This is a genomic window from Alteromonas sp. a30 (assembly GCF_026788005.1).
Lineage (GTDB): Bacteria > Pseudomonadota > Gammaproteobacteria > Enterobacterales > Alteromonadaceae > Paraneptunicella.
The window spans coordinates 57,559-72,062 of record NZ_JABEPE010000016.1; the positions used below are offsets into that span (position 1 = coordinate 57,559).

The following is a 14,504-nucleotide window of genomic DNA, read 5'->3' on the forward strand; positions in this document are numbered from 1 at the left end:
TATTGATAGCAGGAATGTGTCGGACTACGTACTACATACCTGTTCCAAACTATCAGTCACCTGTGAGAGTTAGGAGCCACCCCTTAGCCACAGGGAAGCGGCTGTGGAGCTTACAGGGAGTATCCACGGCGAGTTTGCAATAAATATCTGTGAGGTGACTGACAATTAAACATCGATATTTAGGAGAAAAAGGTGAGGACATTCAGTAAAAACCGGTGCTCAACTTCATCAGTAACAATAGCTCGTAGTTCAAAAGAATGTTTACATTGATGCACCACTTGGCTGTGTATCTCGACGGTATCGGTTATTTGAGCCCCCGCATTTTTCAACATCGAAGTGGTATCTTGAGCGAGCATATCCATATTAGCTTCATTACGACAGCTATCCACCAAAAATGCTTGATAACGTTGAACAAGATCATCGTATTCATTTGGGTGCATTTCTTTAAAATTCGAACTATTACTTGATGAAAATAAACTGCCTTCTTCTTCTGGAGGGGATGTGGGCGAAGCTTCCTTGTGACGTTGGTGACGCCCCACAGCGTACATCAATGTATTTGTCAGCAGATTGCCCGATGAAATATACGATTTCACAACATAATCTTCGGCACCATCATTAACCGCTTGTAAGCCAAATTCTTCGTTATCATTTCCGGTTAACACCACCACAGGAGAAGAAGGTGCTTTGGCAAGTACCTTATGCAATGAATTAAGGCCGGTACTATCTGGCAAGTTCAAATCAACCAACAAAACGTCATAAGTATTTTCAGAGAGCTTATCTATTGCTTCTTCCAATGAACCTGCTTGAGTCAATTCAAACTTTTTGCCAATTAACCGCCGCACCACAGCGGCATCAGCCAAATCATCTTCAACATGTAACACCGATAACGTCTTATTTGATAGCGCATTATGTTCCAACATTCTCCACTCCTTGCCTTACCGACATCTTCAGAAAGTGCGAAAATGTATCTTCCGACATCGGACGCCCAAAGTAATACCCCTGTAAATATTGCACGCCTAGCTGACGTAACAGCTTTTTCTGCTCTAGTGTTTCTACGCCTTCTGCGACCACAGTCGCCCCAATTCCAATTGCCATTTCAATTGCCGCCTTTATAACGGCTCTATCGGTAGAGTTATTAACAATTTCAGACACAAAAGAGCGGTCAATTTTGATGATGTCTATCGGGAATGTACGTAAATAACTCAATGCCGAATAGCCCGTGCCGAAATCATCCAACGCTATTTTTGCGCCCCGTTCCCGTAACCATTCAATGTTACTAAACGCTCGGTTATTGTGACTTTTCAAGAAAATCGATTCAGTGACCTCAAAGGTTAGCCCCGTTAAATCCGCGTCATTGGGATCAATAACATCACCAAGGTGGCGACCTTTTGAATCCATTGTAATGATGTCTTTGATGTTATCCCGAGATAAATTACGAGCACTGAGGTTAATCGACACGCGGAAATTGGCACCACACACCGTGCGAAAGTGCATCAAATCAATCGTGGCAAGAGAAGCCATACTTTTGGTAATAGCACTGATCAAACCGCTATTTTCCGCGTGGGGAATGAAATCATTGGGTCCTAGAATCCCAAGGTCTTCATGTTCCCAACGTGCTAGCGCCTCACATCCTGCCACCTTATCGGTTTCAGCATCAATAATTGGCTGGTAATACGGCACAATACAGTTGTGTTCGATAGCTTCACGAAGATCCACTTCTAGCTGCAATCGTTGACGTGCTTCCACATTCATATTCTTGCGATGGAAAGCAAAGCCACTCCTGCCGGTTTTTTTAACGTCATACATGGCGGCATCACAATTGGAGAGTAACTCTGATGAAGAAACGCCATCATCCGGGTACAACGCAATGCCCACCGAAGCGGAAATGAAGATTTGTTGACCATCAATAATAATGGGTTCCTCTAATGCTTTAATCAGATTAGTCGCCACCTTTTCTGGCGCTTGATCCCGATGGAAATTTGGCATCAACAGAACGAACTCATCACCACCAAACCGGCTAAATGTATCTGAATTACGAATGAGCCGACTGACTCTACTGGCGACTTCAATCAGTAATTTATCCCCGGCCTCATGACCCATTGAATCATTCACTTCTTTGAAATGATCAAGGTCAATGAACATAACCGCTACGGACGCATCTTCTCGTCGAGCAAAGCGAACTTCTTGATTAAGCCTATCCAGCAGAAGCACTCTATTGGGGAGTCCAGTTAGCGGGTCGTAGTTTGCTTGACGCTGAATAGTGGTTTCAAATTCGTGACGCTCGGTAATATTACGCAGCATGATGATATAGGAAGCTTCACTGTATGAGCCCCCCAGTTCCATTGTGCGCACTTCTGCCTCTAACACGACAAGGCCATCTTTACCTGCCGTAAGATGTAACTCACCATTCCAAAAACCATTTTCTTCTAAAGAATTGGAGATCTCATCGTTGAAAGCATGGTGTGGTGGATGAAGAGGGAATATGTCTAATACCTTGCCAATAACCTGACTTTCTTCTACTTCCAACATTTCCATTAGCACGGGATTAACCGCAATGCATCGAGTTTGTGCATCCAATAACAACACCCCTTCATGAGTCGCATTAAATACACTCGCTTGAAGTTGCAGTTTTCTATAGGCTTTGCTTTGGCTGAATTCTTCACGGAACACCACCACCGCCTGAGAGTCAGGTTCATTCAAAAATTGGCAACTCGCCAGTAGCACTTCCACCACCTTACTCTTACTACTTTTTGTCGTGTCTCGTTTGATGTTCTTGTGCTGGTTCGTGTCGGATTCCAATATCAAGGACAACGATTTGATTTCTTCATCGTTCAGGTATCGGTCCACAGAATGCCCAACCAAGTTGGATAATTTTTTATTGAACAGCTTTTCCATAGCCAGATTTGCAAACACAATGTTGCGTTTTTTGTCAATTATGACCATTGCATCAAGTGTGGTCTGCAACATAGTGGATAACAAATTACTTAATGTGGCACCGGAATGCGGTACATCTTTGGCGATGTTGCTAGTGTTATCGTAAGTCAGTCCTGTGACATATTGAGTCACGCCATCTTGTTTGATGGGAAAAGACATCGTTTTCAAAACATGTGGTCGGCCGGTAACGGGGTGCACAATATTGATTTCTTGAACCCAACCTTCTTGCTTGTCCTCCGAATAACGCTTGAACAGCGCCGCAGAAGACTTCTCATCCATAACTTTTAATAAGTAACGAGGGTCACGTAACGCAAGCTGGGGATCAAGGCCAAACACATTACGAAACCCCTTGCTGACGTAAGTAAACTTCCCAAAGTTTGGCTCTTGCACCCAAAAAACAATATGTGGGTTATCGATAAACAGGTTAAACAATTCATTGGTTTTTTTCAGAACCCGTTTTTGTCGCTCAATTTCGGTAATATCCACCAGACCAATGACAATACCATCTGTATCACCCTGTGCATTTTCATAAGGCTTGAGCTCAACGCGGTAATAATACTCATTTATTTCCCACTCAAATTGGCGCTGAGTTGAGTCTAAAAGCACATTCTGCATTTCTTGCATCAATGTCGATACCGGAACACGAATGCGTAGTGAGGTAAAGTTTCGACCAATGTCGTGTTTGGTTAATCCCAAAACACGTACCGCTTGCGAGTTAAAAGTGCGAATCAGCATATCGCGATTCACCACCACCAGCCCCGTGCCTGACGCATCTTGAATGTTATTTAGATCGGCATTAACGCTAGTCAGTTCTTGCGTCTTCTCATGCAGCTCATCATTAACGGTACGCAGTTCCTCATTTGTAGCTTGTAACTCCTCATTTGACGTCGCCAACTCCTCATTAGACGCTTGCAGCTCTTCACTTGACGCCTGCATTTCTTCATTTAATGACTGCAATTCTTCATGCGTCGCTTCCAAGTCCTGCATCACAATATTTAAATGCTCTTTGGTGATATTGAGCTCGTCTTGTAATTGATTGATCTCTCCTTCTCTAGACGCATGTTCGTCCGTAGCTGGCACAATGCTAACAGCGTCTATCTCATTGGCTTCTACAGAGATACTCACTAAAAACAAGCGTTCATCTTTTTTGTTTATTGGTGTTACCTGCAATTTATAACGTGTATGACTATCCTCGGCGCAGACCACCGACAAACAACATGGCTCTGATTCACTTACTTCTCCAACACGATGCAATAACATACGCAAACCGGAACGGAATTCTTCGCGTATCATTTTGGTGATATCTAAGTCGATACTGCCTTCACCTATCTGGAAGAACGATTGCGTATCACCAAACAGCTCTTGAACTTTGAAGTTAGCGTTGATCAACGCCGTTGGTGGCGCGTAAGTTTTTAGCAAGTTGTCGCGCAAAATTTGTCGATACGAAATACATTCGCTTTTTCCGTAGTGACCTGCATTTCTTAGCTTAGGCATTGTTAATGTTGTCCTATTCAACGTGCCTAAGTGCGATGTTTTCGCTATGTCGTTGCGCTTAAAGAGCCGATATTTCCCTTGTTTTTTAAACAGCTCACTATTGTTTATAGACTCCGACTCCCCGAGAAATAACAAACCACCGGGATTTAACACGTAATGGAACAAGCTAATCAATTGCTTTTGAAGGTCTCGTTTGAAATAAATCATCACATTGCGACATGACACCAAATCGAGCTTTAAAAAAGGTGGGCTATTGGTTAAATTTTGAGGTGAAAACATCACTCTATCCCTGATGTTTTTATTTACCCGAAACCCCTCTTTGCAACTGGTAAAGAAACGCGTTAATCGAGTTTCATCTATATCTTTGGCAATAGCGGTGGAGTACACGCCTTTTCGAGCAAAATCCAACGCCTTTTCGTCAATATCAGTGGCAAAAATGCGTGAGCGTTCTAAAGCATTAATAGGTTCCAATAACTCACATAAAATCATCGCTAGGCTATACGCTTCTTCACCGGTTGCACATCCGGGAACCCAAATGCGAATTTCAGCTTCCTTCGGCTTGCTTTCAATGCACGCTTGCAAACTGGTTTTCAGAGTTTCAAACGCCTCGGGATCTCGGAAGAAGTTGGTTACAGAGATGAAAAAGCTCTGCGTTAATAGGCTTGCCTCGTCCTCGTTATTTTCCAAAAACGTGGCATATTGATTAAGCCCTTGCATCTGAGAAGCGCTGGCTCTGCGTTCAATCTGACGCTGAAGCGTGTCCACTTTATAGCGACTAAAATCCAAATTCCCTTTTTCCGAGACAATTGCCAAGATTTTAGCAATCACATCGTCTTCATTTTCAGTGCTTTCTCTTTTGGCGTCGAGTTGATGGGAAGTTTGTAGTAGTGCCTCAATCGTGGCACCCACTTCGTGCGGCTGCATTTGATAGTCGGCACCACTCAGTGCGATTGCTGCCGCTGGCATAGAAGGATATTCTGCCGTTTCCGGCTCTTGAATGATGGTCAACCCTCCCGCAGCACGAATGGCCCTGCAACCCTGCGCACCATCGCTACCGCTGCCAGATAAAACAACGCCGCAACAGTTTTTCCCTTGGTGCGCGGCCATGCTCAAGAAAAGCTTATCGATAGACGGTTTCGGACCCACATCACAGTCGATAGGCTCCGGGTGAACATGTCCCTTGCTTACCGTAATATGAAAATTAGGAGGACAAACATAGATCCGTCCCGTTTCAATCACCATAACTTCATTTACGTCATCAACCGGAAGTTTCGCTTCTTTTCTCAACAACTCCACAAGCAAACTGTTATGACTTGGGGACAAATGCTGGGCAACAATAAATGCGAGACCGCAATCCTGAGGAATATGCCGGACCAACTCCCGCAGTGGACTTAAACCGCCTGCACTAGCCCCAATGCCGACAACTGGACAATACGTATTTTCGAGGTCAATTTGCGAGGTTTCGTTCATAAGCTTCCTTGAAAGAGCACTAAAAGCCAACTATAGGTTATGAACGTAAGCCGACTTTCCCCCCCATACATCGGTTACGTTGTTATTCGGTACGTGTAAATAAGCATTGTCAAAAAATGAGAAAAAACAAATTCTCCAACGACTTTATTATTTAAGTACGTTTTTTTTAACGAAATTTAAGTGGTGACGAGTTGAGATCGGAAAAAGTTGTAGCCGTTATTGGTGCACTTGGTGTTAGTTTTGCGCTTATGGTACTCATCAGCTACCCACTGAATTTAGAGATCCTGTACCGATTAACGCCCAACGGTCCGGCAACGCACCCTATTACAGCACTGTGTATTTTCTTGCTTGGTATAACATTAATTGGTGCTTACTATCGGAAGCAAAGAGTAATAATCATCACCTCTTCGCTTGTCATGACATTGTGTTTACTTCGAATGACCGACTTAGGTTTCAACCAGCTTGATATTTTCATCATGACGTTGGTAGGAAAAAGTGAACATGTGGGACAAAAAGGCTCGTTAACTATATCAATGGGCACAAACACCGCGTTTATGTTTTTCTGCACTGCCTTGTCCTGTCTGCTTTACCAACAACACGCTTATAAAGCTTCACAACTCATTGCCTACATAACGATATTCCTGCCTTTTCTTTCCTTGAAAGGCCATGTTTTAGGACTCGAATCGTTTTATGGGCAAATGGCCGTTTTAACCAGCGTTTCGGGGATACTATTAACAGTAGGCTCCTTACTTTTATCAGCAAATCACTGGATCGTGAAAGTGCTATTCGGGAATTCTAAAAGTGGGCAAATTGCCCGGTACCAAATTATCAGCGTATTTATCTTTCCTATGGTGTTTCAATTCGCTTCCGGTAGGTTCGGCTTTAACATGGCACTTCATGACCTTTCAGTGGCTATATCAACAATGACCTTCACCTGGTTTGTGGTAACGCTAATATGCATTACCGCAATGATGCTAAACAAACAAGAAGCATCAACACTAGCAGCGTTAAACCGCGCTATGCTGAATGAGAGCAAATTCAAAAATATCTTTAACTTCTCCACCATCCCAAAACTCATGGTTGATGACAAAGGGAGAATTGTGATGGCTAACGCTGCGCTAAAAAATTTGCTCGGATATTCGGAGCAGGATCTAGATGGTTTCACTATTGAAAAACTGATTCCGCAATCCATTCGGGAATCACATATCGAACAGCGAAATAGCTTTATACATAATGCATCAGAGCAAGAAAAACGTGCTATGAATGGTGGGCGATTAGTCAATGTGCTCTCAAAAAAAGGGCGCGAGATACCAGTCGAAATTGGCTTAGTACGTATTAATACCGCAGAGGGTAAACGCGTTATTGCAGCTTTACAGGACCGAACACAACTGCAATTACAAATGAAGGAGCTAGAACGCAGCAATAAAGAACTAGAGCAATTTGCTTATGTTGCCTCCCACGACCTACGCTCACCTTTGCGAACAATGGCTAATATGGCGAAATTTATTGAAGAAGATATTAGCGAGCATCTCCAAGGGGAAACAAAAAAGTTTATGGATTTGCTACGCCAGCGTATTGATCGTTTGGAAAAACTGCTGGTCGATTTATTGGATTACTCGCGTGTTGGACGTAAGGAATCCAAGCCGGAATGGCTCGATCTCAATACCAACCTAAAAGACATTTGCGATTTGTATGTACCTAGCAATCGCTTCCATGTTCAGATTGAACCAGATTTACCCAAAGTCTATTTGCCCCAGACTCTACTCCAGTTGGTGTTGCGAAACCTGATCATGAACGCGGTAAAGCACCATGATAAAGCGGAGGGCAATATTCGAGTTTGGGCAGAACAAAATAACTGTTGGTTAATTGTTCATGTTGAAGATGACGGCCCCGGTATTCCAGAAGAATTTCGAGAGAGAGTCTTCCAAATGTTCTCCACATTAAAACCCAAAGATAAAGTTGAAGGAAGCGGTATGGGATTAGCGGTGATTCACAAAGTTATGCAAACCATTCACGGTGATATTTCGGTAACAGAAAGTGAACTCGGCGGTGCGAGCTTTAACATCACGTTTCCCATACCTGATAATCTAGAAAACGACTACAGGTGAAAACATATGCAACAAAGCAAAAAAAACCTTACGATTCTTATCGTAGAAGACGATGAAGGCGATATTCTTAGCATTAAAAGGGCGTTGAAAAAATGCAAACTCGATAATCCAATATTTGTTGCCCATGATGGAGTAGAAGCGTTAGAAATTCTGCGGGAAGGAAAGCAGGTGGTGTGGCCTTATTTAATTTTGCTCGACATCAACATGCCAAGAATGAATGGGCTGCAATTTTTAGAAGAGTTAAGACAAGACGAAGAACTCAAAAAAGCCGTCGTCTTTGTATTAACAACCTCCGACGACGAAAAAGACATGGTCTCAGCCTATGAGAAAAACATCGCAGGCTATTTGCTCAAACAAAACGTTCTCGATGACTTTTTATCGTTGGTAAGCCTAGTTGACCAGTTTTCACTTACCGTACGTTATCCTTCAACCCATTCTCAGCAGCCATCTAACAAGCCAATATTGTAAGGGCTTTTTTCATAAGCCGAAGGAGAACGATACCGTATAAAGTTACCCCAGATTAACTTTGTCCAAAATAGCTTCGATGCTGTTATGTTCTAACGAATCAAGCCAATATAAATAGGAGGTTTTGAATGCGGGCGATTTGCCCAACTGATTACCGAAAATGTCGGTTTTCTCAATGATTCGATGGAAAAAATCAGGCTGCTGAGCAAGGTGCCAAAGTTCCTCCGCTCTTGGGTCGGCAATATGCTCTAATGAGCGCGTTTTTAAGTAATAGCTCCAACTGGCAACAATCAACGCAACCCGATTTAAGTCCATTTTTTCACGTAACATAGCATCAATGCTCGGAACCAAGAATTGCGGAATTTTCCCCGAACCATCAAAGCACAAGCGCGAAATAGGATCAGCACAATGCCGATTACCAAATCGCTCTAATAATTGTGCCTTGTAAGCTGTTAAATCCACGCCAGGAACACTCGCTAATATCGGTGTGACATCTTCATCCATAAATTGCTGTAAAAAGGTGCGGAACGCCGAGTTCTCAATAACGGCATAGGTATAGGTAAAACCGCCCATTATTCCTAAATAAGCCATCGCGGTATGAGTTGCGTTTAGCAAACTCAACTTCATGCTTTCAAAAGGAATAACGTTGTCGGTAAAGGTCACACCCACTGCTTCCCAATTTGGGCGTCCCGCACAAAAGTTGTCTTCCATGACCCACATGCTGAAGGGTTCACATACAACTGGACAGCTATCTTCAATATCAAGCTGACTTGCCAACTGAGTGACATGCTCAGGGGTTGTAACAGGCGTAATTCTGTCGACCATTGAGTTTGGAAAGGTCACGTTATCTTGAATCCATTCGGCTAGCGCCTCAGATTGATGACGTGCAAAAGCTAACAACACCGCTCGCGCAATATCACCATTGTGAGGAAGGTTGTCGCACGACAACACAGTAAACCCATTTAAGCCCTTTTGCATTCTCTGCATTAGCCCATAAAGAATGTAACCAAAAGCGGTTTTGGGTTGCGTTGGATGGGCAAGATCATGTGCTACATCAGGATTATTCCGCATCAGTGTTTGCGTTGCTCGGTTGTAAGGATACCCTCCTTCGGTGATGGTCAAGGAGACAATTTTGGTGGTTGGCTCACTGAGCTTAGCGACAACGCTTTCTGGGTTTTCGGGAGCAAGGATAAAATCGCTGATAGCCCCAATAACAGACACACGGGGCGTAGCGGATAATTCCATCAAACTGTATAGGCAATCTTGTCCGAGTAATTTTTCCTGTAGGACTTTATCTTGCGGCATCACTCCTACACCACAAATATGCCATTCAGTTTCAGCATTATTATTGAGTAACTGATCACAATATCTTGCCATGTGAGCACGATGAAACCCCCCTACGCCAATATGTACAATCGCAGGCTTATTTGTTGGCGCGTTGTATTGAGGAACTGCAACCTGCTGCTGGGCTATGTACGGTAAATTTTTGCGATTAAGTTTCATTCTGGTCTTTTCATTAGGTGCATAGTTAAAGAGAGAAAAGCGTATTCATTAAGCTCAAACGTTTGAGACTATTGCTCAGTGTCTACGGCATAACCCACAGCATTACCTTGCTGATCAAACAGGTGACACTTCGCGGTGTTAATACGCACACCAAGAGACTCACCAGCAGACACATTGGTTTCACTGTTTTCTCGAATGGTTAGGCTTTCCCCTGAATGGGTTTTGGCATAGCAATAAGTATCGCTCCCTAGGTGCTCGGCAACATCAAAGGTTACTTGCATATCACCGCTCTCTTTTTCACATAAATTGATGTGTTCCGGGCGGATGCCAAGGGTGACATGACTTTGGCTTTTCAGGTTTTGCGTGGCTATTGGTAAAGACAGCGATGTACCGTTATTCAGCTCAATATCAACAGATTGGCTATGCACATCCTTCACTTTAGCATCTAAAAAGCTCATTCGAGGCATGCCTAAAAAGCCTGCTACAAACATATTTTTCGGGCGCTCATAAAGCTCAATAGGGGCGCCAACTTGCTCTATCTGACCTTGGTTCAGTACCACCACTTTGTCGGCAAGAGTCATGGCTTCAACTTGGTCATGAGTCACGTAAATCATGGTGGCACGTAGGTCGCGATGCAAACGCGCGAGCTCCAAACGCATTTGTACTCTTAACGCAGCATCAAGGTTTGATAATGGTTCATCAAATAAGAATATTTTTGGGTTACGTACAATACTGCGACCAATCGCGACACGTTGACGTTGCCCACCGGATAAGTCTTTGGGTTTACGGTCGAGCAAGAGCGTTAGCTCTAAAATGTCAGCGGCGGCTTTCACTTTTTCATCGATACTGTGTTTGTCGACACCAGCTAAATCGAGCGCAAATGACATGTTCTTTCTTACGGTCATGTGCGGATACAAGGCATAGCTTTGGAACACCATCGCAAGGTCACGCTTAGCTGGCGCTAGCTCGGTGATCTCGTGTTCATCAAGGTAAATGTGACCACTGTTGACATCTTCTAGCCCAGCGATAGTGCGTAGCAATGTAGATTTGCCACAACCAGAAGGACCAACAAAAACTACGAATTCGTGATCGTTAATGTCTAAGTCGATGCCTTTTAGTATTTCAACATCGCCATAAGCCTTGCGTAATTGGGTAATTTTTAAATTTGCCATAATAATTCTCTTACTTAACTGCACCGAAAGATAATCCACGTACCAACTGCTTTTGGCTGAACCAACCAATAATGATGATTGGCGCACAAGCGAGCGTGGAAACGGCGGACAGTTTTGCCCAGAACAAACCTTCAGGGCTGGAATAGGAAGCGACTAATGCGGTCAGTGGCGCAGCTTCTGAAGACGTTAAATTGAGTGACCAAAATGCTTCGTTCCAACACAAAATTAACGACAGCAAAATGGTCGAGGCTAAACCGCCTTTACTCATGGGAAGCAATACCGAAGTGACCTCTTGCAACAAGGTTGCGCCATCCATGCGTGCTGCTTCCAAAATGTCTTTCGGAATTTCCTTAAAGTAGGTGTAAATCATCCACACCATAATGGGCAGGTTAATCAAGGTGTAAATTACGATTAACGCCGCTTTGGTATCCAATAATCCTGCATCTTTAACCAGTAAATAGATGGGAACAAGCACCCCAACAGGTGGCAGCATTTTGGTGGATAACATCCACAATAAGGTCGACTTTGTGCGCTTGGTTTCAAAGAACGCCATGGAGTAAGCCGCTGGGACAGCTACTAGCATCCCCAATAAAGTAGAAAGCACAGAAACCACCACGGAGTTCCACGCAAAGTGGAAATAGTCGCTACGCTCATTAATAGTGAGATAGTTTTCTAATGTGGGTGTAAACAAAAAGCTCGGCGGCGTGGAAAAGGCTTCGATTTCTGTTTTAAAGCTGGTGAGCAACATCCAAAAAATGGGAAAAAACAGCAACAATGCGATACCCCAAGCGAGCGCCCCAATAACCAGCGTTTTAAGTTGTTTTTGATGACGAAGTGTTAAATGCATAGCGACATCCTTATTTGTGATCGGTGAGGCTTTTGCCTACAGCACGGATGAGGAAAAACGCGGCGATGTTAGCCAGTACAACAGCAACAACGCCACCAGCAGATGCCATTCCAACGTCGTATTGCAGCAAGGCTTGGTCATAAATCAGGTAGGCTAAGTTTGTCGTTTCATAACCCGGACCGCCCCCTGTTGTAGTGAATATCTCGGCAAACAACGACAGTAAGAAAATGGTTTCGATCATGATCACAACCGTAATCGGACGCGCCAAATGCGGCAAAGTAAGATGATAGAAAATTGACCAAATTCCGGCACCGTCAAGCCGGGCGGCTTCTTGTTGTTCTTGATCTAACGATTGCAACGCTGTCATTAACAACAAGATGGCAAATGGCAACCATTGCCACGATACAATCATAATGATGGAGAACAGCGGATATTGGGCGAACCAGTCAACAGGTTCAGCTCCAAAAAAGCGCCAAACGTGTGCGAAAACGCCAGAAACAGGATGCAAAAGCAGGTTTTTCCAAACCAATGCGTTAACCGTTGGCATGATGAAAAAGGGAGAAATCAGCAAGATACGAACAATACCTTGTCCCCAAAACGGCGTATTAACTAAAACCGAAATAAGAGTGCCTAAAACAACGGTAATCAGTAATACCGAGCCGACTAAAATCAGTGTATTGCTAATACCCGGCCAAAAACCTGGGTCTTCAATAAAATAGCTGTAATTCTCAAAGCCAACGAATGCGTTATCTTCTGGATACAGCAAGTTGTACTGTATTGTTGAAAAGTACAGTGTCATCGCCAGTGGAATTATCATCCATAATAAGAGCATGGAGACCGATGGCATCACTAATAAACGACTCATCCAGTGAGTGCTATTTTTTGCGTGATTAGAAACGTGTGAGCTCATGTCAGTAACCTTGTTGGGGAGCCAATATCGGGTTGATACTGGCTCGGACATTTGCGCGAAAAGTGATAGTTATTAAGTGTGCAATGCAGCGTTAGCGATAATAACGCGCACGTTTCATGACACGCTCTGTAGCGCGTTGCGAGCTTTTAGCCGCTTGCTCAACGGTCATCGAACCGGCCAATGCCCCTGATAAGAATTTGCCCACCTGTGTTGCAATAGACTGAAACTCTGGAATGGCAGCGAATTGTATGCCGACATAAGGAACCGGATGCATTGAGGGTTTTTTGGGATCGGCTTTTTCCATGGATAACAAAGTCATTTTGGCGAACGGCGCTTTTTCCAAATACTCTGCATTGGCGTAAGTCGATTGACGCGTCCCCGGCGGCATAGCTGCAACACCGTGCGTTTCAGCAACAAGTTGCGCGTACTTTTTTGAGGTTGCCCAAAGAGTGAATTTTTGTGCCGCAGTTTTCGCATCTGAGGTTTTAGGAATGGCTAATCCCCACGCCCACAGCCAACTAGCACCCTGTCGGGTTTTTTGCGATGGCGCGAGTGAGAAACCCACTTTGTCGGCAACAACACTTTGTGATGAATCGGTCAGGAAACTACCTGCAACCGTCGCATCCACCCACATGGCGCATTTACCACTATTGAACAACGCTAAGTTTTCGTTAAAACCGTTGGATGACGCACCAGGAGGCCCATATTGACCCAGTAAATCGACGTAAAACTGCATCGCCTCTTTCCACGCTTTTTGGTCTAATTCCGGCTTCCATTTTTGGTCAAACCAACGAGCGCCAAAGGCATTAGCGATGGTTGTCATTAATGCCATGTTTTCGCCCCAACCGGCTTTCCCACGCAAGCACATGCCGTATACGCCATTGTCGGGATCGTGTAGCTTTTTGGCAAAGTCCATCATTTGATCCCAAGAGGGTTGTTGCGGCATGGTTAATGCGTGTTTCTCGAAGAGATCGGTGCGGTAATAGGTCATGGAACCTTCACCGTAAAACGGCAATGCATACAAGGTTCCATCAACAGACAAACCTTCTTTTACCGATGGAAATACATCATCTATGTCGTAGCTAGCTGGCAAATTTTCTAGCTTTTCCAACCAGCCTTTTGCCCCCCAAATGGGTGTTTCATACATGCCAATCGTCACCACATCAAATTGGCCACCTTGGGTCGCAATATCCGTGGTTAAACGCTGACGCAAGGTATTTTCTTCCAAAATAACCCAGTCTAAATCAATGTCTGGATTTTCTTTTTCAAACACTTCCGACAGCTTTTGCATACGGATCATATCAGCGTTATTTACCGTACCGATTGTTACCTTAGCTTGGGCAGCAAGCGCCTGAGGGAACAATGACGCAGCAACAGCAGCTAGCGCGACATTTTTAATCAGTTTTTTCATGGTGACATCTCCATTAATTATTTTGCTTGGCCGCAAACTGACATTGGGCCATCGCGTTCTTGATTACATTAAACTGGAGATACAACATGGAAACAAATACATAACAAAAAAATAACATGTACTTTTTTGCCAATTTTTACGGGAAAGCTCAGGCTAATCGGGATTAAAAATTCAAAAAAAATACAGTGAT

9 protein-coding genes are annotated in these 14,504 nt (G+C 43.9%); 2 read left to right on the forward strand and 7 right to left on the reverse strand.

Annotated features, from left to right (window positions below):
• Nucleotides 1–179: 179 nt before the first annotated feature.
• Both HJG39_RS14915 and HJG39_RS14920 read right to left on the reverse strand, forming a co-directional pair.
• Nucleotides 180–920, reverse strand: coding sequence for a response regulator (locus HJG39_RS14915; RefSeq protein ID WP_268410204.1), 741 nt, complete (start codon nucleotides 918–920; stop codon nucleotides 180–182).
• Nucleotides 907–5,898 (reverse strand): EAL domain-containing protein, encoded by a 4,992-nt coding sequence (locus HJG39_RS14920; protein ID WP_268410205.1) that lies wholly within the window; start codon nucleotides 5,896–5,898, stop codon nucleotides 907–909. The genes HJG39_RS14915 and HJG39_RS14920 overlap by 14 nt, the downstream gene beginning before the upstream one ends.
• A 191-nt stretch (nucleotides 5,899–6,089) precedes the next feature.
• Here HJG39_RS14920 and HJG39_RS14925 point away from each other — a divergent pair, with 191 nt between their 5' ends.
• Both HJG39_RS14925 and HJG39_RS14930 read left to right on the forward strand, forming a co-directional pair.
• Nucleotides 6,090–8,006: a sensor histidine kinase gene (locus tag HJG39_RS14925; protein ID WP_268410206.1), complete on the forward strand. Its 1,917-nt coding sequence runs from the start codon at nucleotides 6,090–6,092 to the stop codon at nucleotides 8,004–8,006.
• Between the two features lie 6 nt (nucleotides 8,007–8,012).
• Nucleotides 8,013–8,474, forward strand: coding sequence for a response regulator (locus HJG39_RS14930; protein WP_268410207.1), 462 nt, complete (start codon nucleotides 8,013–8,015; stop codon nucleotides 8,472–8,474).
• Between the two features lie 42 nt (nucleotides 8,475–8,516).
• On the opposite strand, the gene HJG39_RS14935 is transcribed toward HJG39_RS14930, so the two are convergent.
• The 5 genes from HJG39_RS14935 to HJG39_RS14955 form a co-directional block, all read right to left on the reverse strand.
• A complete protein-coding gene (locus HJG39_RS14935) occupies nucleotides 8,517–9,974 on the reverse strand; it encodes a mannitol dehydrogenase family protein (RefSeq protein WP_268410208.1) in 1,458 nt (485 codons plus the stop codon).
• Nucleotides 9,975–10,042: 68 nt separating this feature from the next.
• Nucleotides 10,043–11,146, reverse strand: a complete 1,104-nt coding sequence (locus HJG39_RS14940; protein ID WP_268410209.1) for an ABC transporter ATP-binding protein — start codon at nucleotides 11,144–11,146, stop codon at nucleotides 10,043–10,045.
• 10 nt (nucleotides 11,147–11,156) lie between these two features.
• The gene (locus HJG39_RS14945; protein WP_268410210.1) at nucleotides 11,157–11,993 is read right to left on the reverse strand and encodes a carbohydrate ABC transporter permease; all 837 of its coding nucleotides are present in this window, start codon (nucleotides 11,991–11,993) and stop codon (nucleotides 11,157–11,159) included.
• 10 nt (nucleotides 11,994–12,003) lie between these two features.
• Nucleotides 12,004–12,903: a carbohydrate ABC transporter permease gene (locus HJG39_RS14950; protein ID WP_268410211.1), complete on the reverse strand. Its 900-nt coding sequence runs from the start codon at nucleotides 12,901–12,903 to the stop codon at nucleotides 12,004–12,006.
• A 91-nt stretch (nucleotides 12,904–12,994) separates the two neighbouring features.
• Nucleotides 12,995–14,314 (reverse strand): ABC transporter substrate-binding protein, encoded by a 1,320-nt coding sequence (locus HJG39_RS14955; RefSeq protein WP_268410212.1) that lies wholly within the window; start codon nucleotides 14,312–14,314, stop codon nucleotides 12,995–12,997.
• Nucleotides 14,315–14,504 lie beyond the last annotated feature (190 nt).